The 21,216-nt window shown below is 67.7% G+C and carries 20 protein-coding genes; 5 read left to right on the forward strand and 15 right to left on the reverse strand.

Going from position 1 to position 21,216, the window contains the following annotated elements; all coding sequences use genetic code 11:
• Window positions 1-240: 240 nt before the first annotated feature.
• From ACFVTE_RS13435 to ACFVTE_RS13450, 4 genes are all read left to right on the forward strand, one after another.
• Window positions 241-603 carry a VOC family protein gene (locus ACFVTE_RS13435; RefSeq protein WP_387101116.1) on the forward strand — a complete coding sequence of 121 codons (363 nt, stop codon included), beginning with the start codon at window positions 241-243 and terminating at the stop codon, window positions 601-603.
• A gap of 90 nt (window positions 604-693) precedes the next feature.
• The gene (locus tag ACFVTE_RS13440; RefSeq protein WP_387101118.1) at window positions 694-1,563 is read left to right on the forward strand and encodes an aldo/keto reductase; all 870 of its coding nucleotides are present in this window, start codon (window positions 694-696) and stop codon (window positions 1,561-1,563) included.
• A gap of 14 nt (window positions 1,564-1,577) precedes the next feature.
• Window positions 1,578-2,507, forward strand: a complete 930-nt coding sequence (locus ACFVTE_RS13445) for an alpha/beta fold hydrolase (RefSeq protein WP_387101120.1) — start codon at window positions 1,578-1,580, stop codon at window positions 2,505-2,507.
• Window positions 2,504-3,580 carry a glycosyltransferase family 4 protein gene (locus ACFVTE_RS13450; RefSeq protein WP_387101122.1) on the forward strand — a complete coding sequence of 359 codons (1,077 nt, stop codon included), beginning with the start codon at window positions 2,504-2,506 and terminating at the stop codon, window positions 3,578-3,580. The genes ACFVTE_RS13445 and ACFVTE_RS13450 overlap by 4 nt, the downstream gene beginning before the upstream one ends.
• A gap of 18 nt (window positions 3,581-3,598) precedes the next feature.
• Here ACFVTE_RS13450 and ACFVTE_RS13455 read toward each other — a convergent pair whose 3' ends face one another.
• From ACFVTE_RS13455 to pyrR, 13 genes are all read right to left on the reverse strand, one after another.
• Entirely contained in the window at window positions 3,599-5,719 is a 2,121-nt protein-coding gene (locus tag ACFVTE_RS13455) for a primosomal protein N' (RefSeq protein WP_387101123.1), read from the reverse strand.
• Between the two features lie 99 nt (window positions 5,720-5,818).
• Entirely contained in the window at window positions 5,819-7,054 is a 1,236-nt protein-coding gene (metK, locus tag ACFVTE_RS13460) for a methionine adenosyltransferase (protein ID WP_387101124.1), read from the reverse strand.
• Between the two features lie 76 nt (window positions 7,055-7,130).
• On the reverse strand, window positions 7,131-8,366 hold the full coding sequence (gene coaBC / locus ACFVTE_RS13465; RefSeq protein ID WP_387101126.1) for a bifunctional phosphopantothenoylcysteine decarboxylase/phosphopantothenate--cysteine ligase CoaBC: 1,236 nt from the start codon (window positions 8,364-8,366) through the stop codon (window positions 7,131-7,133).
• A 40-nt stretch (window positions 8,367-8,406) separates the two neighbouring features.
• Window positions 8,407-8,667 carry a DNA-directed RNA polymerase subunit omega gene (rpoZ, locus tag ACFVTE_RS13470; RefSeq protein ID WP_387101127.1) on the reverse strand — a complete coding sequence of 87 codons (261 nt, stop codon included), beginning with the start codon at window positions 8,665-8,667 and terminating at the stop codon, window positions 8,407-8,409.
• Between the two features lie 15 nt (window positions 8,668-8,682).
• Complete coding sequence (gene gmk / locus ACFVTE_RS13475) at window positions 8,683-9,279, reverse strand: guanylate kinase (RefSeq protein WP_387101128.1); 597 nt, start codon at window positions 9,277-9,279, stop codon at window positions 8,683-8,685.
• A 43-nt stretch (window positions 9,280-9,322) separates the two neighbouring features.
• Entirely contained in the window at window positions 9,323-9,646 is a 324-nt protein-coding gene (gene mihF / locus ACFVTE_RS13480; RefSeq protein ID WP_043418338.1) for an integration host factor, actinobacterial type, read from the reverse strand.
• A 97-nt stretch (window positions 9,647-9,743) separates the two neighbouring features.
• Window positions 9,744-10,613 (reverse strand): orotidine-5'-phosphate decarboxylase, encoded by an 870-nt coding sequence (pyrF, locus tag ACFVTE_RS13485; protein WP_387101130.1) that lies wholly within the window; start codon window positions 10,611-10,613, stop codon window positions 9,744-9,746.
• On the reverse strand, window positions 10,606-13,950 hold the full coding sequence (gene carB, locus ACFVTE_RS13490) for a carbamoyl-phosphate synthase large subunit (protein ID WP_387101132.1): 3,345 nt from the start codon (window positions 13,948-13,950) through the stop codon (window positions 10,606-10,608). The genes pyrF and carB overlap by 8 nt, the downstream gene beginning before the upstream one ends.
• Window positions 13,950-15,257: a glutamine-hydrolyzing carbamoyl-phosphate synthase small subunit gene (gene carA, locus ACFVTE_RS13495; protein WP_387101134.1), complete on the reverse strand. Its 1,308-nt coding sequence runs from the start codon at window positions 15,255-15,257 to the stop codon at window positions 13,950-13,952. Before carA ends, carB begins: the two co-directional genes overlap by 1 nt.
• 4 nt (window positions 15,258-15,261) lie before the next feature.
• Window positions 15,262-15,780, reverse strand: coding sequence for a hypothetical protein (locus tag ACFVTE_RS13500; protein ID WP_387101136.1), 519 nt, complete (start codon window positions 15,778-15,780; stop codon window positions 15,262-15,264).
• Window positions 15,780-17,141: a dihydroorotase gene (locus ACFVTE_RS13505; protein WP_387101138.1), complete on the reverse strand. Its 1,362-nt coding sequence runs from the start codon at window positions 17,139-17,141 to the stop codon at window positions 15,780-15,782. The genes ACFVTE_RS13500 and ACFVTE_RS13505 overlap by 1 nt, the downstream gene beginning before the upstream one ends.
• A complete protein-coding gene (locus ACFVTE_RS13510; RefSeq protein ID WP_387101140.1) occupies window positions 17,141-18,136 on the reverse strand; it encodes an aspartate carbamoyltransferase catalytic subunit in 996 nt (331 codons plus the stop codon). Before ACFVTE_RS13510 ends, ACFVTE_RS13505 begins: the two co-directional genes overlap by 1 nt.
• Window positions 18,133-18,717, reverse strand: a complete 585-nt coding sequence (gene pyrR, locus ACFVTE_RS13515; protein WP_387101142.1) for a bifunctional pyr operon transcriptional regulator/uracil phosphoribosyltransferase PyrR — start codon at window positions 18,715-18,717, stop codon at window positions 18,133-18,135. The genes ACFVTE_RS13510 and pyrR overlap by 4 nt, the downstream gene beginning before the upstream one ends.
• A 135-nt stretch (window positions 18,718-18,852) precedes the next feature.
• On the opposite strand from pyrR, the gene ACFVTE_RS13520 reads away from it, so the two are divergent.
• Window positions 18,853-20,097 carry a PrsW family intramembrane metalloprotease gene (locus ACFVTE_RS13520; RefSeq protein WP_387101144.1) on the forward strand — a complete coding sequence of 415 codons (1,245 nt, stop codon included), beginning with the start codon at window positions 18,853-18,855 and terminating at the stop codon, window positions 20,095-20,097.
• A gap of 92 nt (window positions 20,098-20,189) precedes the next feature.
• Here ACFVTE_RS13520 and nusB read toward each other — a convergent pair whose 3' ends face one another.
• Window positions 20,190-20,600, reverse strand: coding sequence for a transcription antitermination factor NusB (gene nusB, locus ACFVTE_RS13525; protein ID WP_003800750.1), 411 nt, complete (start codon window positions 20,598-20,600; stop codon window positions 20,190-20,192).
• Window positions 20,600-21,163: an elongation factor P gene (gene efp / locus ACFVTE_RS13530; protein WP_003800749.1), complete on the reverse strand. Its 564-nt coding sequence runs from the start codon at window positions 21,161-21,163 to the stop codon at window positions 20,600-20,602. Before efp ends, nusB begins: the two co-directional genes overlap by 1 nt.
• Between the last annotated feature and the right edge of the window lie 53 nt (window positions 21,164-21,216).

A 21,216-nucleotide genomic window follows, 5' to 3' on the forward strand; every position in this document is an offset into this window, starting at 1 on the left:
AGCCCCTGTTCGTTTCCGTCCTGCATTCATGCGGTGACTGTACCCACAAGCGCAAGCCCAAGAGCTTAACTATGCCGGTGCGGACCCGGATCATGCTATTCCCACCCGTAGCGCCGCACCGGCTCCACACACTTTTTTCGCGGAATTGCCGTGCATCCCCAGAAGCCTGCCATCGTCAGTTCCGCCGGAAACCGGTGGAATGCTCTCGGAAAATCAGCGCGTGCATGCAAGGATGACCCCATGAAAATCACCCATCAGATCGTTGTGTTCGACGCCGCCGACCTTCCCGCCGAGAGCACCTTCTGGGCCGGCCTGCTGGGCGGCACCGTGGATGCCGAGGATGACTGGCACACGGTCAGCGTCGATGGGAACCCGCGGCTGGGCTTTCAGCTTGCGCCGAACCACGTGCCGCCGGAATGGCCCGACGGGAACCCGCAGCAGATCCACCTCGACCTCTACGTCGAGGACGTCGCCACCGCCCATGACGAGGCGATCTCCCTCGGTGCACGCCTCTTGAAGCCGGCGGAGGACATCACCTCCGCCGAGGGCTTCCAGGTCTACGCGGACCCCGCCGGCCACCCCTTCTGCCTCTGCTGGGGCTGAACGTCTTCCTGGGCCGCGGCTGCCGGCCGGGGCTGAAACAGCGCCTGCCGCTCACCCGCGGCGCGGCGCGGTATCGGTAGAGTCGTATCCATGACTACCTCACCCCGGCTCAGCCTGAACAACGGCGTGCTGATCGACCAGTTGGGTTTCGGGCTTTACAAGGTTCCGCCCAAAGAAACCGCCAACCTGGTGGCGACTGCCCTGGAGGCCGGGTACCGCCATTTCGATACGGCGGCCATGTACGGGAACGAATCCGGGGTGGCGCGCGGGCTCGTCGACATGTTCGCCACGGAATCCACCGCCGGCGGGTCGGGTGAGGCCGCCCCGGGCACCTCGCGCGAGGATCTCTTCATCACCACCAAGGTGTGGAACGACGACCACGGCTACGACGCGACGCTGCGGGCCTTCGACACGTCCATGATCAACCTCGGCCTGGAATACGTGGACATGTACCTGATCCACTGGCCGTGCGCGAAGCGGGGCCTGTTCCAGGAGACCTACCGCGCCCTGGAGATGCTGTACCGCGAGGGCAAGGTGCGGGCCATCGGAGTGTCCAACTTCCAGCCGCAGCACCTGGACCAGCTCATGGAAACAGCCGAGGTGGTGCCGGCCGTCAACCAGATCGAACTGCATCCGTGGCTGCAGCAGGCCGAACTCAGGGAGAAGCACCGCGGCCTGGGAATCCGCACCGAGGCGTGGAGCCCCCTGGGCCGCGGGCAGGTGTTGGAGGATCCCGTGATCGGCGCGCTGGCGGCGGAGCACAAGGTAAGCCCCGCCCGGATTGTCCTGCGCTGGCAGATCCAGCTGGGCAACATCACCATCCCCAAAGCGAGCTCGGCGGACCGGATCCGGGAGAACCTGGACGTCTTCGGGTTCGAGCTCTCAGCCCTGGACATGGGGGACATCGAAGCCCTGGAGCGCGGACACCGCACCGGCTCCCACCCCGACAACGTCAACTAGGACTCCCCCAACAGATGAGAACAGCCGACTCCGAGCCTGCAACGGCACCAGCCTTCATCAGCAGCGAGCTCGCCGCCCGCACCCGTTCATCCACCGTCCAGCTGGCAGGCAGCAACATTGCCTACTGGGTGTACGAACCGGAAAAGACAACGCCTGACACGCGCACCATCCTGGTCATCCACGGTTTCCGCGGCGACCACCACGGCCTGCTGCGGGTGGCCGACCAGCTGCCGGAGATGCGGCTGATCATGCCGGACCTTCCCGGGTTTGGCAGCTCCGGGGCCTTCACCGACGGTGCCCACAGTGTGGAACGCTACGGCCGGTTCATCAGCGACTTCATGGCGGCGCTCGGGCTGGGACCGGAAACCGTCCTGCTGGGCCACTCATTCGGCTCCATCGTGGCCGCCCACTTCGTCGCCGCCCATCCGGAGGCGGTGCGGCCGCTGATCCTGGTCAATCCCATTGCGGCTCCGGCGCTGGAAGGCCCCAAGGGCCTCATGACCCGGCTGGCCGTGCTGTATTACCGTCTTTCGGCGCGGCTCCCCCGCGCCCTTGGCCTGGCTCTGCTCCGCAGCCCGCTCATCGTGCGCGTCATGAGCATGGCCATGGCGAAAACGAAGGACAAGGACCTGCTGCGGTTCATCCACGGGCAGCACCACGCGTACTTCAGCGCGTTCGCCAACCGCGAGAGCCTGCTGGAATCCTTCACCGCGTCTGTCAGCAGCAACGTGGCCGAGGTTGCGTCCGGGCTCACTTTGCCCGTGCTGCTCATCGCCGGCGAAAAGGACGAAATCGCCCTGCTGCGCGACCAGCACCGGCTTGCCGGTCTGCTCCCCGACGCAACGCTCGATGTCATCCCGGGCGTCGGCCACCTGATCCACTACGAAACGCCCGAGCCTGCCGCAGGATTCATCCGCCGCTTCCTTAAGGACCACCCCGCGTGAAGATAGTCATCGATGCCCGTTTCACCCGGACGGACCACCATGACGGCATCAGCCGCTACGGCTCCAGCCTCATCGCCGCAGTCTCCAAGATCGCCGATGTGTCCATGCTCATCAGCGACCTCCGGCAACTGGCCCTGCTTCCCGATGTTCCCTACACGCTCATCAGCAGCCCGCTGTCCCCCGCCGAACTATTCGTGGCCCGGAAGGTCAACCAGCTCGGGGCGGACGTGGTGGTGTGCCCCATGCAGACGATGGGCACGTGGGGACGCAAGTACGGCCTGGTCCTCACCCTGCATGACCTCATCTACTATGAGCACCCGGCTCCCCCGGGCTTCCTCCCCGCCCCGGTCCGGATCCTGTGGCGCCTTTACCACAAGGCGTTCTGGCCCCAACGCGTGCTGCTGAACCGTGCCGACGTCGTAGCCACCATCAGCAGGACCACCGAGGCCCTGATGGCCAAGTACCGCCTGACCAGCCGCCCGGTGCGCATTGTCAGCAACGCTCCGCAGCCGGCCCAGCACCCCCGCGATCCTGCAGCGCCACCGGAGAAGACGCTGCTCTACATGGGTTCGTTCATGCCCTACAAGAACGTCGAAACCATGTTGGCCGGCATGGCCGAACTGCCTGACTACACGCTCCACCTGCTCAGCCGCATCACCCCGCACCGCCGCGCCGAGCTTGAGGCGCAGATCCCGTCCGGAGCGAACGTTGTTTTCCACAACGGGGTGACCGACGACGAATACACGGCGCTGCTGAACCGCACCACCGCACTGGTTACGCTGTCCAAGGCCGAGGGCTACGGCCTGCCCCTGGTGGAGGCCATGGCACTGGGCACCCCGGTGATCGCCAGCGACATCCCGATCTTCCGGGAGGTGGGAGCGGACGCCGCAACCTACGTAGCCACCGAGTCAGCGCCGGAGTTCACCGCAGCCGTCCGCAGCCTGGGCGACGGGCAGCACTGGCAGGATGTCTCGCGGCGCTCCGTGGCGCGGGCTAAGCAGTTCAGCTGGGACGAATCCGCCCGCCAGCTGGTGGACGTTGCGGCAGAGGTCATGGCACTGCGGCGCAAGTAGCGTCGCCGAACCGAAGCGTCAGAGCACGTCGACGCCGTCGAGCCGCAGCTGGACCGGGTCCTCGGTGCGTTTCGCGGCGCCTCCTGCCTTGGCCGCCCGAAGGACCCTGGTCACGGTGGCTGCCTGCGCGTACGGGATGAACAGCAGTGTGCGCACGTCCACGCTGTCCGTGCCCGTTGCATGAACGCCTGCCGCCTGAGTGTTTGCGGTCTGCAGCAGCGGGGCCGGTCCCGCGACGCGCAGCTCCACTCCCTCGGCGGCAAGGAGCCTCGTGGCTGAGGCGGTGAAATGGCCGACGGCGGTGCTGCCGCCCGTGACGGCGGCGACCCGCACCGCAGGCGGCAGCTGCAGCTCGGCGCGCAGCCCCAGTTCCCGCTGGGCATAGCCCGCAGGGTCCCACCGCAGCAGTGCGCCGACGGCGGCAGTGTCGTCAGCGGTGATGACGACGATCCCGCCCTCGGTGGCGGGCCTGACCAGCGAAGCGGCGTTGAACCAGCGCCGTACCGCGTCCTCGCCCGCGCGCAGGTTCTCCCGGCGCAGCAGCGAGTCGCCGTCGAGCAGCAGCGCCGCCGCGTACCCGCCCGGAGCCACGGGCTCGGCGCCCACTGTGGCCACCACCAGCGCGCAGGCGTCCGTCACGGCGGCCTTGACGTTCTGGCCGGAGGACGTGACCACGGCTTTGCCGGGAAACGCCCGGCCCAGTTCCTCTGCGGTGCGGAGCACGCCGGCCGCACCGCGGCGGAGCCGGGTCCCGTGGCAGTGCACGCAGCGCCAGGCCGGTGCCGGCGTCGAACACCAGCGGCACTGGGGGACGGCGGCGCTGCCGGCGATGGCGAGCGGCCCCTGGCAGGACGGGCAGCGCGCGGGTTCCCGGCACGTTTCGCACGCCAGCGACGGCGCGTACCCGGCACGGGCAACCTGCACCAGGACCGGGCCGCGTTCCAGCCCTTCCTTGGCGGTACGCCACGCGGCCCCCGGCAGCCTGGCCATCCGGGCGAGCGGGTCGCGCTCCTGTTCGAAGCTGTCGGCCGTGTTCAGGACCCGGGGAACCGTACGCCGGAGCACCGTTCGGTCGGCTTCCACGGGCATTGCCCAGCCCACATCCACCAGCCGCTGCACCTCCGTGCTCCGTGAGTGCCCTGCCAGCAGGCAGGCTGCTCCCTCCTGCTCGGCACGGAGCAGCAGCACCTCGCGGGTATGGGCATATGGGGAACGCTGTTCGACATGGAGGTCGTCGCCGTCGTCCCAGCACACCACGAGTCCCAGGTTTTGGACGGGCGCATAGGCCGCCGAACGGGTGCCCACGGCGACGCCCGCCGATCCCTTGAGGATCCGAAGGTAGCTGCGGTACCTGGGCGTCTGGCCGTCGTCGGCCGTCAGCCGCGCCAGGTCATCGGCGGGCAGGATGTCCTCGAGGGCTGCCTGGACCCGGTCCAGGTCGCGGTAGTCGGGAACGACGACGACGGCGCCGCGTCCGGACTGCCTGACCGCTGCCACCGCCTCCGCGACAAGCCGCGGCCAGCCGTCCGGGCCAAACCCCTGCAGCGCACTGAGGGCAGCCCGGGGCGAGCCTCCAGACGCAAGGTGGCGAAGGTAAGCGGAACCGTTCCGGTACCGGTTCCAACCAGGCGATGCGGTCCAGCCGGAGCCGGACAGGTCATGATCGGCGGCGGACGGCGTGCCCGGTTCCGCGTCGGCGAGCTCCTTCTCCACCTTGACCACCCGCGGCGGGATGGCCACGCGGAGTACGTCGCTGACGGTGCCCGCATAGCGTGCGGCGACACGTCCGGCGAGCTCCTGCAGCGCGGGCCTCAGCACGGCAACCGGCGAGACGACCTTGTGCAGCGGAACGAGTGGCTGGCCGGCGTCGGACTCGTCAACCCGTTCCAGAATGTATCCGCCCAGTTCCTGGCCGCTGAACTTCACCCGGACACGCACGCCCGGCTGGGCGTCGTCATCCAGTTCGGCGGGCACGCTGTAGTCGAAAGGCCGGTCCAGGTGCGGCAGCGGGGACTCGATGAGCACGCGCGCCACCGGCCGGACTGCAGCCAGCGCGGGTCCGCCGGCGGGCCTGGCCGTGGCAGGGAACCCCTGCAGCAGTGACAGCTGCAGGGGTTCTGGTGCTGGGTGCGAAGACATGCCGTTTGCAGACATGCGCCTTACCTCCGTCCTGGGTTACCCATCAGCCAATCACAAGGGTCTGACATTCCCGGCGCTGGCGGACGTGGAGGAGACGGCTCAGGCGTTGAAGTACGCCTTCAGGTCATCCACGCGGTCCAGGCGCTCCCAGGTGAAGTCCGGATCGTCGCGGCCGAAGTGGCCGTGGGCGGCCGTCTTGGCGTAGATGGGACGCTTGAGGTCCAGGGCGTCGATGATGGCGCGGGGGCGCAGGTCGAAGATCTCGGCAATCGCGGCGCTGATCTTTGCCGGGTCCACGGTCTCGGTCCCGAACGTCTCGACGTAGGTTCCCACGGGGCGGGCCTGGCCGATGGCGTAGGCGATCTGGATCTCGGCGCGCTTGGCCAGGCCTGCGGCCACCACGTTCTTGGCAACCCAGCGCATGGCGTATGCCGCGGAGCGGTCCACCTTGGACGGGTCCTTGCCGGAGAAGGCGCCGCCGCCATGGCGGGCCATGCCGCCGTAGGTGTCCACGATGATCTTGCGGCCGGTGAGTCCAGCGTCGCCCACGGGTCCGCCGATCACGAACGCGCCGGCCGGGTTCAGGATGTTGGTGGTGCGCGAAATGTCCAGGTCCGCGAGGGCGAGGACGGGGTCGATGACGTGCGTCGCGAGGTCTGCGCGCAGCTGGTCGAGGCTGAAGCCGTCGGCGTGCTGGCTGGAGATCACGATGGTTTCCACGGAAACCGGCCGGTCGCCGTCGTACCCGATGGTGGCCTGGGTCTTGCCGTCCGGGCGGAGGTAGTCGAGTTCGCCGCTCTTGCGGACTTCGGTGAGCCGCTCCGACAGGCGGTGCGCGATCCAGATCGGCGTGGGCATGTAGGAGGGGGTCTCGTCGCTGGCGTAGCCGAACATGAGGCCCTGGTCGCCGGCGCCCTGGAGGTCATAGTCGTCCTCCTGGCGGCCTTCGCGCGCTTCGAGGGAGTTGAAGACGCCGCCGGCGATGTCGTTGGACTGCTGGCCGATAGACACGGAAACGCCGCAGCGTGCGCCGTCGAAGCCGTTGGCGGAGGAGTCGTAACCGATGCCGAGGATGGTCTCGCGGACGATCTGCGGGATTTCGACGTACGCGTCTGTGGTCACTTCGCCTGCCACGTGAACCAGGCCGGTGGTGGCCATGGTCTCCACTGCGACGCGGGACTCGGGGTCCTTGTCCAGCAGGGCGTCCAGGATCGCATCACTGATCTGGTCACAGATCTTGTCCGGGTGCCCTTCAGTCACCGACTCCGAGGTGAAGAGCCGAAGCGCGGCGGGTGCGGACCCGTGGGATTCTGGAATGTGCAGCGGTAAAGTCACTCAACTACCTTACTGGTTGGCAAACGGCGGGGCGGCAGCGTGTGTCCCCATGCTAAGGAGACGTTGCTTACGCCCGTCAGGTTCGCGGAAACACCCGGCTCAGTTCGGAACCGATCCGGTCAATGACAATGGCGGCGACCTCCTGCTTGGAGCCTGAGGCTGACTGGGGCTCGGAGCCGGCCCGCGAAAGGATGACCACGGAGTTGTGGTCATGGCCGAAGACCTTGTCAGAGCCCACGTGGTTCACCACCAGCAGGTCGCAGCCCTTGCGCTTGAGCTTTGCCTCGGCGTAGGAGAGCACATCGCCCTGCTCGTCGCCGGTCTCGGCGGCGAAGCCCACCACGATCTGGCTACTGCCGGCGGCGTCGCGCACCGCGACAAGCTCCTGCAGGATGTCGGGGTTGCGGACCAGCGTGACCACAGGGTCAGCGGTGTCGTCCCGTTTCTTGATCTTGCTTCCGGACACCTCCGCCGGACGGAAATCGGCCACTGCCGCCGCCATAACCACGACGTCGGACCCTGCTGCCGCTGCCAGCATGGCTTCGCGGAGCTGCAGGGCCGTTTCGACGGCGATGAGTTCGACGCCCGACGGGGCGGGCACGTCCATGTGGGCGGCCACGAGCCGGACGGTGGCTCCGGCATCGCGGGCGGCGGCGGCCAGCGCTACGCCCTGTTTGCCGGAGGAGCGGTTGCCCAGGAACCGGACGGGATCCAGGGGCTCCCGGGTACCGCCGGCGCTGATGGTCACGGTGCGTCCGGCCAGGGGCAACCCGGCGCCGGACCGGAGCCCGTGGGCCAGTGCCAGCGCGGCGTCGAAGATGGCTTCCGGCTCGGGCAGCCGCCCGGGCCCGGAGTCACTGCCGGTCAGCCGCCCGCTGGCGGGTTCCAGGACCGTCACGCCGCGGCTGCGCAGAGTTTCGACGTTGGCCTGGGTGGCCGCATGCTGCCACATCTCGGTGTGCATGGCGGGAGCGAACAGTACCGGGCCGCTCGCCATCAGGAGCGTGTTGGTGAGCAGGTCGTTGGCCTGGCCGGTGGCCGCACGGGCCAATAGGTCTGCCGTTGCGGGCGCCACCACAATCAGGTCTGCCTCGTGGCCCAGCCGGACGTGCTTCACCTGGTCGACGTCGTCGAAGACGCTGTTGGTCACCGGGTTTCCGGACAGGGCCTCCCACGTGGCCACGCCGACAAAGCGGGTGGCGGCTTCCGTTGGGATGACGGTGACGTCATGGCCGGCTTCAGTAAAAAGCCGGAGGAGCGATGCCACCTTGTAGGCGGCGATCCCTCCCCCGACTCCGAGGACTATGCGCACGTGAGCTCCGTCAGCAGGCAGTCTGTTTACTCTGCGGAGGCTACTCTGCAGCTTCGATCGGCGTGGCAACCAGCTTGCCCTCGTTGATCTCGCGCAGGGCGATGGACAGCGACTTCTCGTTCAGCTTGGTGTCAACCAGCGGGCCGACATACTCGAACAGGCCCTCGTGCAGCTGTGCGTAGTAGGCGTTGATCTGGCGTGCACGCTTGGCACCGAAGATCACCAGGCCGTACTTGGAATCGGCTGCCTCGAGCAGCGAATCGATCGGCGGGTTGATGATGCCTTCAAGGTTCGTGGACACGAATTCTCCAAATTTCTAGCGGGCCGACGGCGTCTGCGACTGGCGCGGATGCGGCGTGAGCCCCATGAGTGAAACAAGCTCGTCCGCTGCCCGGCGGACGTCGTCATTGATGACGGTGTGGTCGAACTCCGGTTCAGCAGCAAGTTCTACTTTACCGGTTTCCAGCCGGCGCTGCTGTTCCTCGGCTGATTCCGTCCCCCGGCCCACCAGCCGGCGGACCAGTTCTTCCCAGCTGGGCGGTGCCAGGAAGACGAACTGGGCATCCGGAACAGCCTTCTTCACCTGCCGGGCCCCCTGCAGATCGATCTCCAGCAGCACGGAGCGGCCCTCGGCGATGGCCTGGTTGACGGTGCTCTTCAGGGTTCCGTAGGTGTTCTGCCCGTGCACCACAGCCCACTCCAGGAATTCGCCGGCCTCCACCAGGGACTCGAACTCCTCCTTGGACTTGAAGTAGTAGTGCACGCCGTCGATCTCGCCCGGCCGCGGGGCCCGCGTGGTGGCCGAAACGGACAGCCAGACCTCGGGGTAGGTGTCGCGGATATAGGTGGACACGGTGCCTTTGCCAACAGCCGTAGGACCAGCGAGGACTGTCAGTCCGGGTTTGTTGCTCACGTATTCCTTTGGACGGTCTACAGATGACTCTGTTCGGATAAAGCTATTTCTCGTTCATAAAATCTACCAGCGCCCGGCGCTGGTGGATGCCCAGGCCCCGGACCCTGCGGGACGCGGCGATGCCCAGGCTGTCCATGATGGCCGCGGCCCGGACCTTCCCGATCCCCGGCAGGGCCTCGAGGAGCTCCGAAACGCGCATCCGCGCTATGGCCTCCTCGGTTCCGCCGGAGTCCAGGATCTGGGCCACGGTCAGCTCTCCGGATTTGAGCCGTTCCTTGGCCGAGGCCCTGGCAGCCCTTGCCGCCGCGGCCTTCCTGAGTGCGTCGGAACGTTCCTGCGGTGACAAGGGTCGCAAGCTCACGGTCATTCCCCTGGGGTCAGCCAACGGATCCGCGGCCGGCGGCGTTGGAGCAGCCACGGATTTGTCCTGAACCTACTCCCTGCCGGCCGGAGAAATCAATGGACTATTCGGACCTGAGCCCCGCGAGGGTGCGCTGGGCCGCCTCGGTCAGCTCCCGGATGCCGGGGCCGGCCTTGAGGATGTCCCGGCTGGACGTTCCCAACACCTGGGGGTAGGCGGCGCCGAAGGTCCTCCGGAGGTCTGCCGGAGTTGCCCCCTGCGCGCCCAGGCCGGGGGCCAGGATCGGCCCGCGGACGGCCCCGAGGTCAAGCTGCAGGTCCGCCAGCGCGGTGCCCACGGTGGCTCCCACCACGAGGCCCACCGAGCCGAGGGCACTGGAGTACCGTTCGTTCTCCCCCGCGGCGGCCCGGACAATCCGGCGCGCCACGGAGTCGCTGCCGCCGACGTGCTGCACCGAGGCGCCCTCCGGGTTGGAGGTCAGCGCGAGGACAAACACGCCCCGGCCGTGCTGGGCGGCGAGATCCAGGGCCGGCCGGAGCGACTCGAACCCCAGGTACGGGCTGAGCGTCACGGAGTCTGCGGCGAGGGCAGAGTCGTCGCTGAGCCAGGCGTCGGCGTAGGCGGCCATGGTGGACCCGATGTCCCCGCGCTTGGCGTCGGCGATGGTCAGCACGCCCTCGTCCCGGGCAGTGGCCAGAACCTCTTCGAGGACCGCCATGCCGGCAGACCCGTGCCGTTCGTACAGCGCCACCTGCGGCTTGACCGCGGCAGCGAGCGAAGACACGGCCTCCAGGGCGGTGAGCGAGAAGCGCCTCAGGCCGGCGACGTCGTCGTTCAGGCCCCAGCTGGCCAGGAGCGAAGGGTGGGGATCAATCCCGACGCACAGCGGGCCGCGGTCCGCCATGGCCCGGCCCAGCCGGGAGCCGAACGGCTCCCGGCCGGTGCCTGCGGCAGCGTTCCCTGCCTCAGGCATTCTGCGCTGCCGGGCTCTGCGCGGCTGCCTTCTGCAGCGCGGCCTCCTGCGACGCAAGGAGCGCTGCTGCGTGCTCCTGCAGGCTGGTCACGGACCAGGCGTAGGTGCGCAGCGCCTCGATGGCCTGGACAGCGGCGTTGAACTCGGCCACGGTGGTGATGCAGGGGATGCCGATGGACGTGGCGGCGGCACGGAGTTCGTAGCCGTCGCTGCGGGCCTCGCCGCCGGACGGGGTGTTGAACACCATGTCGATTTCGCCGGCGACCACGAGGTCGGCGATGGTGCCTTCACCTTCGGCGCTGCTGCCCTCTGCCACCTTGCGCACCGGGGTGGCCTGGATGCCGTTGCGGCGCAGGACGTCGGCCGTGCCGCCGGTGGAGACGATCTCGAAGCCGAGGTCGGAGAGCCGCTTGACGCCCATGATCACCGAACGCTTGTCGCGGTTGGCGACGGAGACGAAGACCTTGCCTTCCGTGGGCAGGGCGTTGTTGGCGCCGGCCTGGCTCTTGGCGAACGCGGTGTCGAAGTGCTTGTCGATGCCCATGACCTCACCGGTGGAGCGCATTTCCGGCCCGAGCAGCGAGTCCACGACTTTGCCCTCCGGGGTACGGAAGCGGCTGAACGGCAGCACCGCTTCCTTGACGGCGACCGGAGCGTCCACTGGCAGCGTGGAGCCGTCGCCGGTTTCCGGCAGCATCTTGTACGCGCTGCGGAGCTGGCCGATTGTCACACCGGTGCCGATCAGCGCGGCGGCCTTGGCCATCTGCACGCCGGTGGCCTTGGACACGAAGGGCACGGTCCGGGAGGCGCGGGGGTTGGCTTCCAGGACGTAGAGGACGTCCGAGGCCAGCGCGAACTGGATGTTGATGAGCCCGCGGACGCCCACGCCCTCGGCGATGGCGCGGGTGGCGGTGCGGACGCGTTCCAGCACGTTGTTGCCCAGGGTGATAGGGGGCAGGACGCACGCGGAGTCGCCGGAGTGGACGCCGGCCTCCTCGATGTGCTCCATGATGCCGCCGAGGTACATGTCCGTGCCGTCGAAGAGGGCGTCGACGTCGATTTCGACGGCGTCCTCGAGGAACCGGTCGATCAGCACCGGGTGCTCTGCGGTGATCTCGGTGGCGTTGGCGATGTAGCGGGACAGGTTCGGCTCATCGTAGACGATCTCCATGCCGCGGCCGCCCAGGACGTAGGACGGGCGGACCAGGACCGGGTAGCCGATCTCGTCGGCGATCTTCTTGGCGTCCTCGAAGGACACGGCGGTGCCGTTCTTCGGGGACACCAGGCCGGCTTCGTCCAGCACACGGGCGAAGGCGCCGCGGTGCTCGGCGAGGTCGATCGCCTCGGGCGACGTTCCGAGGATGGGCACGCCGGCGTCGGCCAGCTGCTGGGCCAGCTTCAGCGGGGTCTGGCCGCCGAGCTGGACGAAGACGCCCATCACGCCGCCAGTGCGTTCCTCGGCCGCGATGACCTCGAGGACGTCCTCGAGGGTCAGCGGCTCGAAGTACAGCCGGGTGGAGATGTCGTAGTCGGTGGAGACGGTTTCCGGGTTGCAGTTGACCATGACGGTCTCGTAGCCGGCCTTGCGCAGCGCCATGGAGGCGTGGACGCAGGAGTAGTCGAACTCGATCCCCTGGCCGATGCGGTTGGGCCCGGAGCCGAGGATGAGGATGGACGGCTTGGAGTGCAGCGCAACCTCGTCCTCCTCGTCATAGGCCGAGTAGTGGTACGGCGTGTAGGCGGCGAACTCGGCGGCGCAGGTGTCCACGGTCTTGTAGACCGGGCGGATGCCCAGCGCCTGGCGGACGCCGCGGACAACGGCCTCGGAGTTGTGCGTCAGCGAGCCGATCTGTTCGTCGGAGAATCCGTGCCGCTTGGCGTTGCGGAGCATGTCCTCGGTCAGGGCACCGGAGCGGCGGATCTCCTGGGAGATCTCGTTGAGCAGCTGGAGCTGGTCCAGGAACCAGGGGTCGATCTCGGTGGCCTCGTGGAGGTCCTCCACGCTGGCTCCGCCGAGCAGGGCGCGCTGCACCTGGTGCAGGCGGTCCGTCGTCGGGCGCTTGGCCTTCTCGATGAGCTCCGGGACTTCCCATTCGGGGACGGAGCTGAAGTCCAGCTGCGAGCCCTTCTGCTCGAGGGAGCGCAGCGCCTTCTGCAGGGCCTCGGTGAAGTTGCGGCCCATGGCCATGGCCTCGCCCACCGACTTCATGGTGGTGGTGAGGGTGTTGTCCGCGGCGGGGAACTTCTCGAACGCAAACCGCGGAACCTTGACCACCACGTAGTCGAGCGTCGGCTCGAAGGAGGCGGGGGTCTTCTGCGTGATGTCGTTCGGGATCTCGTCCAGGGTGTAGCCGAGCGAGAGCTTGGTGGCGATCTTGGCGATGGCGAAGCCGGTGGCCTTGGAGGCCAGGGCCGAGGAGCGGGACACGCGCGGGTTCATTTCGATGACCACGACGCGGCCGGTGGCCGGGTCGATGGCGAACTGGATGTTGCAGCCGCCGGTGTCCACGCCGACCTCGCGGATGACCGCGATGGAGATGTCGCGCAGCCGCTGGTATTCACGGTCGGTGAGGGTCAGTGCCGGCGCAACGGTGATGGAGTCGCCGGTGTGCACGCCCACGGGATCGAAGTTCTCGATGGAGCAGACGACAACCACGTTGTCGTTCTTGTCCCGCATCATCTCGAGCTCGTATTCCTTCCAGCCGAGGATGCTCTCTTCGAGCAGCACCTCGCTGGTGGGGCTGTACTGCAGGCCCTGGCCGACGATACGGCGGAGGTCATTTTCGTTGTACGCCAGACCGGAACCGAGGCCGCCCATGGTGAAGGACGGGCGGACCACCATGGGGTAGCCGAGGTCGTCGGCTGCCTTCAGGGCCTCGTCCATGGTGTGGATGATGTGGCTGCGGGCGGATTCGGCGCCGCAGCGCTCCACGACGCCCTTGAACTTTTCGCGGTCCTCGCCGAGCTCGATCGCGGCGATGTTCGCGCCGATCAGTTCCACGTTGTACTTCTCCAGCACACCATTCTTGTCCAGCGCGATGGCGGTGTTCAGCGCGGTCTGGCCGCCCAGGGTGGGCAGCACGGCGTCCGGGCGTTCCTTGGCGATGATCTTCTCCACCACCTCGGGGGTGATGGGCTCGATGTAGGTGGCGTCGGCGAACTCCGGGTCGGTCATGATGGTGGCCGGGTTGGAGTTGACGAGGATGACGCGCAGGCCTTCCTCCTTGAGGACGCGAAGGGCCTGCGTGCCGGAGTAGTCGAATTCGGCGGCCTGGCCGATGACGATCGGGCCGGAACCGATGACCAGGACGCTCTTAAGGTCAGTTCTCTTGGGCATTACTTCTTGTCCTCAGTCTTGTTGTCAGTCGTGTTCTGCTGGGCACCGTCTTGCTGGGCATCGGCGGGGTGCTGCGCGTCCACCGGTTCCTTGGACAGGTTGGCCGTGCGGCCGTCCCGGGTACCTTCCATCAGCTCGATGAAGCGGTCGAAGAGGTAGGCGGCGTCGTGCGGGCCGGCGGCGGCTTCCGGGTGGTACTGGACCGAGAAGGCCGGGATGTCCAGGCAGGCCAGGCCTTCCACAACCTCGTCGTTCAGGCTGACGTGGCTGACCTCGACCCGGCCGTACCGCTCTTCCGGGGCGTTGGTGGGGCCGTCCAGCGGGGCGTCGACGGCGAAGCCGTGGTTTTGCGAGGTGATCTCCACCTTGCCCGTGCGGCGGTCCATGACGGGCTGGTTGATGCCGCGGTGGCCGTAGCGCAGCTTGTAGGTACCGAAGCCGAGGGCGCGGCCCAGGATCTGGTTGCCGAAGCAGATGCCGAAGTAGGGCAGCTTCTCGTCAAGGACGGTGCGGAGCAGCTTGACCTGGTTGTCGGCGGTGGCGGGGTCGCCGGGGCCGTTGGACATGAAGAATCCGTCGGGGCTGACGGCCTTGACGTCGTCGATGGTGGCGGTGGCGGGCAGCACGTGCACGCGGACGCCGCGCTCGGCGAAGCGGACCGGCGTCATGGCCTTGATGCCAAGGTCGATCGCCGCGATGCTGAAACGCGCGTCGCCGTCCCAGCCGTGGTCCTTGGGCTCCACGACGTAGGCTTCGTCGATGCTGACTTCCTCGGCAAGCCGGGCGCCTTCCATCGGCTCGCTGGCGAGCACGGCGTCAACGAGTTCCTTGTCTGTGGCCTTGGCTGCCTCGCCGGAGAAGATGCCGGCGCGCATGGTCTTGTGCTCACGCAGGTGGCGGGTGATGGCGCGGGTGTCCACGCCCTGGATGCCGACGATGCCCTGCTCGACGAGCTCGGAGTCGAGAGATCGCTCAGACCGCCAGTTGGACGGGCGGCGGGCGGCGTCACGGACGATGTAGCCGGCAACCCAGATGCGGCGGGATTCGGCGTCCTCGCTGTTCACACCGGTGTTGCCGATGTGCGGCGCCGTCTGGACCACCAGCTGGCGTGCGTAGGACGGGTCGGTAATGGTCTCCTGGTAGCCGGTCATGCCGGTGGCGAAGACCGCTTCCCCCAGGGCGGTGCCCTGCGCGCCGTAGCTGCGGCCACGGAAGATGCGGCCGTCTTCGAGCACCAGGACGGCGGGGGCGGATGCTGCGGCCTGCGGCGCAGTTCCTGCGTTTACTGTCACTTCGGTTTCCGTCACTTTATTACTTTCCACTATGGGCACCTGCCTGGGGGCCTGGGGAGATCATTTCCTGAAGTTGTTGGAGGACTGCCGGCTTGTCCGCGGCACGGCGGGTTCGGAAGCCGGTGTCCAGGGCGTGGGTTCCGAGGGTCCAGCTGAGGATCAGCAGCCCGTCCTTTTCCACGAATTTACCGGCCATGCCGCTGTCCTGCCGGACGCCGGCCAGCGAGGCCGCCGGGATGAACAGCGGCCGCGCGCCGGAGCGGTCCAGGAGCACGCCTTCCGGATGGATGGAGAGCTCCGCGTTGGTGCGGATGCCGAGGCCGTGCACGGCGATCCGGTCCAGCCAGTCACCCGCGGTGGTGGAGGCCACGTACTGGCCGTCCGCCGAAAGCAGCGGCTCGCCCAGAACGTCCGGAACCGCCGGCAGCTGCTCGATGCCGGACTGGCGCCGCAGCCGGCCGCGCCAGCCGACCCAGATCAGGACAAAAACGACGGCGACAACCGCCAGCATCGCAAGTCCGGGAAGGACTTTTTCCATCAGTTGGCACCTGCTGCGCCGGCAACCGGCACTTCCGACGGGTGGCGGTAGGGCGTGTTGAGCTTGCCGTCCAGGACAGTGGGGTGGCCCTTGAAGAACGTGGCCACCACCTTGCCCGGGAGCTCCATGCCGCGGAACGGCGAGTTGCGTCCCATCGTTGCCATCGCGGCGGGATCCACGGTCCAGCGCGCGGCCGGATCCACCAGGACAATGTTGGCGGGTTCGCCCTTTTCGAGCGGCCGGCCCTGGTCCGTGAGCCGCCCGATGCTGGCAGGCGCGGTGGAGGTGACCCGCGCGAAGTCGGCCCAGGTCATGAGGCCGGTCTCGATCATGGCGTGCTGCACCACGGACAGGGCGGTTTCCAGGCCGGTCATGCCCATCGCCGCCTGCGCCCACTCGCACTCCTTGTGCTCGCTCGGGTGCGGGGCGTGGTCGGTCCCCACGACATCGATAGTGCCGTCGGCGAGGGCGGCGCGCAGGGCCTGGACGTCGTCATTGGTGCGCAGCGGCGGGTTGACCTTGTAGACAGGGTCGTAGCTGCGGACCAGGTCGTCGGTGAGGAGCAGGTGGTGCGGGGTCACCTCGGCGGTGACGTTGATGCCGCGGCTCTTGGCCCAGCGGATGATCTCGACCGAACCTGCAGTGGACACGTGACAGACGTGCAGCCGTGAGCCGACATGCTGGGCGAGCAGCACGTCGCGGGCGATGATGCTTTCCTCTGCCACTGCCGGCCAGCCGGTCAGGCCGAGCACGGCGGACACTTCGCCCTCGTTCATCTGGGCACCGGCGGTGAGGCGCGGTTCCTGCGCGTGCTGGGCCACCACGCCGTCGAACGCCTTGACGTATTCAAGGGCGCGGCGCATCAGGACGGGATCGTGGACGCAGATGCCGTCGTCCGAGAACATGCGGACGCGGGCGCGGGAGTCTGCCATGGCGCCGAGTTCGGCGAGCTGCTCGCCGGCGAGGCCCACGGTGACGGCGCCCACCGGGCGGACGTCCACCCAGCCGGCGGCCTTGCCCAGGCTGTAGACCTGCTCGACGACGCCGGCGGTGTCCGCCACCGGGGTGCTGTTGGCCATGGCATGCACGGCGGTGAAGCCACCCAGGGCTGCGGCGCGGGTTCCGGTTTCCACCGTTTCGGCGTCCTCCCGGCCCGGTTCGCGGAGGTGCGTGTGGACGTCCACCATGCCCGGCAGGGCGACGAGGCCGGCGGCATCGATGACCGTGGGGCCGTCAGCGGCGTCTGTCTCCGACAGGTCGGTGCCCCTTGCCGTGATCACGCCGTCGCGGATGAGCAGGTCCTCGGCGTCGCCGCCCAGGATCGCGGCGCCCCGGATCAGGTACGTGGTTTCTTCAGCCATCAGTTGCTCTCCTTCAGGGTGGCGGCTGGTTCACGGGTGTCCCCGGAGAGCAGCAGGTACAGGGCGGCCATGCGGATCGAGACGCCGTTCTTCACCTGTGCGAGCACGGTGGAACGGGGCGAATCGGCGGCGGCCGCAGAAATTTCCAGGCCCCGGTTCATCGGGCCGGGGTGCATGATGATGGTGTCCTTCAGGCCCAGGCTGTCCAGTGCGCGGAGCCTGTTGTCGTCGAAGCCCCAGCGGCGGGAGTACTCCCGGGTGGACGGGAAGAACGAGGCGTTCATCCGCTCGCCCTGGACGCGGAGCATCATCACCGCGTCAACGCCCTTTTCCAGGGTCTCGTCCATGTCGTAGCTGATGCTGCAGGGCCAATGTTCGACGCCGATGGGCAGCAGGGTGGGCGGGGCTACCAGGGTGACGTCGGCGCCGAGCGTGCGCAGCAGCCAGACGTTGGACCGAGCGACCCGGGAGTGCAGGACGTCGCCGGCGATGGCGACGCGCATGCCGCGCAGGTCCGCACCCGTGGAAGGCAGGCCGGAGAGCTTGGTCCAGTGCCGGCGCATGGTGAACGCGTCCAGCAGTGCCTGGGTGGGGTGCTCATGGGTGCCGTCGCCGGCATTGATGACGGCGGCGTCGATCCAGTCGGTGGCTGCCAGCCTGTGCGGTGCACCGGAGGCCCAGTGGCGGATCACGACGGCGTCGGCCCCCATCGCGGACAGGGTCTGGGCGGTGTCCTTGAGTGATTCGCCCTTGGAGACCGAGGATCCCTTGGCGGCGAAGTTGATGACGTCCGCGGAGAGCCGCTTGGCTGCGGCTTCGAACGAAATGCGGGTCCTGGTGGAATCTTCGAAGAAGAGGTTCACCACGGTCCGTCCGCGCAGGGCGGGGAGCTTCTTGACCTCGCGCTCCCCCACCGTCGACATCTCTTCGGCGGTGTCAAGGATGCGGACGGCGCTGGCCAGGCTGAGGTCTTCGGTGGAGAGAAGGTGTTTCATGCGCCGCCCTCGATGACCACTTCGTTGACCGCCTGGCCGTCGACGGCGTCGGTCTCCTCGAGCCGGACCCGGACCTTTTCGGCTGAGGATGTGGGCAGGTTCTTGCCCACATGGTCGGCACGGATGGGCAGTTCGCGGTGGCCCCGGTCGATCAGGACAGCCAGGCGCACGATGCGCGGCCGGCCGAGGTCCACGAGCGCGTCCAGGGCAGCCCGGATCGTCCGGCCGGAGTACAGCACGTCGTCGATCAGCACGACGACCTTGTTGTCGATGCCCGTCAGCGGGAGCTGGGTGCGGTGCGGGGGCCTCGTGGGCTGGTGGGAAAGATCGTCCCGGAACATCGTGACGTCCAGCTGGCCGACGATCGCGGCGGCGTCAACGGCGGGATCGGCGACGGCGATTTTCTGGGCGAGCCGGACTGCAAGCGGGTAGCCGCGGCGGGGAATGCCGAGCAGCACCAGATCCTGGGAGCCCTTGTTGGCCTCGAGGATTTCATGGGCGATCCGAGTGAGGGCACGGTCAATGTCCGCCTGGTTGAGTACAACCCTGGCCGGAACCGGTGCCTGCGTGACATGAGTCATCGCTCGTCTCCCCTTTCCCCGCCTCACGGGACGGAATTAAAAAAGGAACATTTGCCTTCCAAAATTACCACACGGACGTCCGTCCCCGGCCCCGGCAGAGGGCGTTGTCCGTCACACCGCACTAGGCTCGTGTCTATGTCGATGAACCCGCAGCAGAGGCAGTTCCCCGGACCTGAGTACCCCGGCCAGCCCGCGAATCCCAGTTGGATGGGACACGTCCAGCCGCAGAACTACAGACCGGCGCCCGGGCACAGCGGCCGCGCCGTGGACCAGGTTATCCCGGAGGCCGCGTCCACTGTGGCCGCCCGCCCGGGGGCAGGGACCCTGGGGCTCGTCGTCGGCGGCGGGATACTGGCTTTCGTGAGCCTGTTCCTGGTGGTGCCGTTCCTCCTGGCCAGCACCGGTGTCACCGGCTTCGTTATCGGCTTCGTCGCGTCCCTGATCCCGCTGGCGGCGGTGTTGACCGCCGTGGCCGTCATTGACCGGTGGGAACCGGAACCGAAGCGCCTGCTGATTTTTGCCTTCACCTGGGGCGCGGCCGTCTCCATCGCCGTAACGCTGCTCATCCAGCCGGTCTTCGCCCTGGCGGCCCCCACCACCGACGAGGCGTCCTTCCGCGATTTCATGACCACCGTCCAGGCGCCGGTGGTGGAGGAGTTCGCCAAGTCCCTGGGCCTGCTGCTGCTCCTTTTGTTCGCCCGCCGGAACTTTGACGGGCCGGTCGACGGCGTGGTGTTTGCGTTCACCATCGCCGGCGGCTTCGCGTTCACCGAGAACATCCTCTACTTCGGCCGGGCGATCGCCGAGTCCGGCACACCCGGCAGCGACCTTGTCCAGATCTTCTTCCTGCGCGGGGTGATGTCGCCGTTCGCGCATGCCATCTTCACCGGGACCACCGGCCTGGTCATGGGCCTGGCGGCGCGGCGCGGGCACTCCGGAATTTCGGTGCTCGCGTTCTTCGTGGGCCTGGTTCCCGCCATGATCCTGCACAACAGGTGGAACAGCATGGGCCAGGACTTCCTGGCCCAGTACGTCCTCGTGCAGATCCCGATCTTCCTGCTCGCCGTGGCCTGCATCGTGGTGCTGCGCGTCGCGGAAACGCGGCTTACCCGGCAGCGGCTCCAGGAGTACGCCGCCGCCGGGTGGTTCGCTCCGGCGGAGTTGGACCTGCTGTCCACACCGGGCGGCCGCCGGCAGGCCGTCCGCTGGGCCCGGTCCTACAACCGGGGCGAGGAGATGAAGGAGTTCGTCAAGGCGGCGACCCGGCTGGCCTTCACCCGGCAGCGGATCCTCAGCGGCAGGGATGTCCCGTCGCACCAGCAGGACGAGTTGCAGCAACTGCGCCACCTGACCGCGCTGCGGGCCGCCGTCCAGCAGTAGGGAACAGTCCAGCAGTAAAGACACAGTCCAGCGGTAAAACGCAGAAAGCCCCTGCCGGCAAACCGGCAGGGGCTTTCTGCGTAGAACTCAGCTCAGGCGAGCAGGGACGGCTTCAGCTGCTGAAGGCGCCCCAGGAGGCCGTTGATGAACGACGGCGACTCGTCGGTGGAGAGCGTCTTGGCCAGAGCGACAGCTTCGCTGACGGCAACACCGTCCGGAACGTCGTCGTTGTATAGCAGTTCCCAGGTGCCGATCCTCAGGATGATGCGGTCCACGGACGGCATGCGCTCCAAGGTCCAGCCCTGTGAGTAGGTCTCCAGGAACTCGTCGATGGTGGCCTGCATCGACACGACGCCTTCAACGATCTCGAGGGTGTACGGATTGACGATCTGGTCGGTCCTCTCGCGGCGCGCACGCAGCACGTCGAACGCCGAGACAGAGCGCTGCTCGGCTTCGAAGAGGACCTCGAGAGCCCTGTTGCGGGCTTTACCGCGGGCGCTCACTAGTCGTTGACCCGGCCCAGGTAGCTGCCGTCGCGGGTGTCGACCTTGACCTTGGTGTTGTTCTCGACGAACAGGGGCACCTGGATCTCGTAGCCCGTTTCCAGGGTGGCGGGCTTGGTGCCGGCGGAGGAGCGGTCGCCCTGCAGGCCCGGCTCGGTGTAGGTGATTTCGAGGACAACGCTCGGCGGCAGTTCGATGTACAGCGGGGTGCCTTCGTGGATGGCGATGTTGACCATCTGGTTTTCGAGCATGAAGTTGGTGGCATCGCCCACGGTGGCGCCGGACACGGTGATCTGGTCGTAGTCCGAGGTGTCCATGAAGACGAAGTCGGCGCCGTCCTGGTACAGGTACTGGTAGTCGCGGCGGTCCACGGTGGCGGTTTCGATCTTGAGGCCGGCGTTGAAGGTCTTGTCGACGACCTTGCCGGACATGACGTTCCGCATCTTGGTGCGCACGAAAGCGCCGCCCTTGCCCGGCTTGACGTGCTGGAACTCGATAACGTTCCAGAGCTGGCCCTCGAGCTTCAGGACGGTGCCGTTCTTGATGTCGTTTGTGGTTGCCACTGGTTTCCTCTGGTTGTGTCTGACTGGTTCTGGCTGCCAGCTGTTATGCCAAG

The organism is Arthrobacter sp. NPDC058097, from assembly GCF_042884885.1.
Taxonomy (GTDB): Bacteria; Actinomycetota; Actinomycetes; order Actinomycetales; family Micrococcaceae; genus Arthrobacter.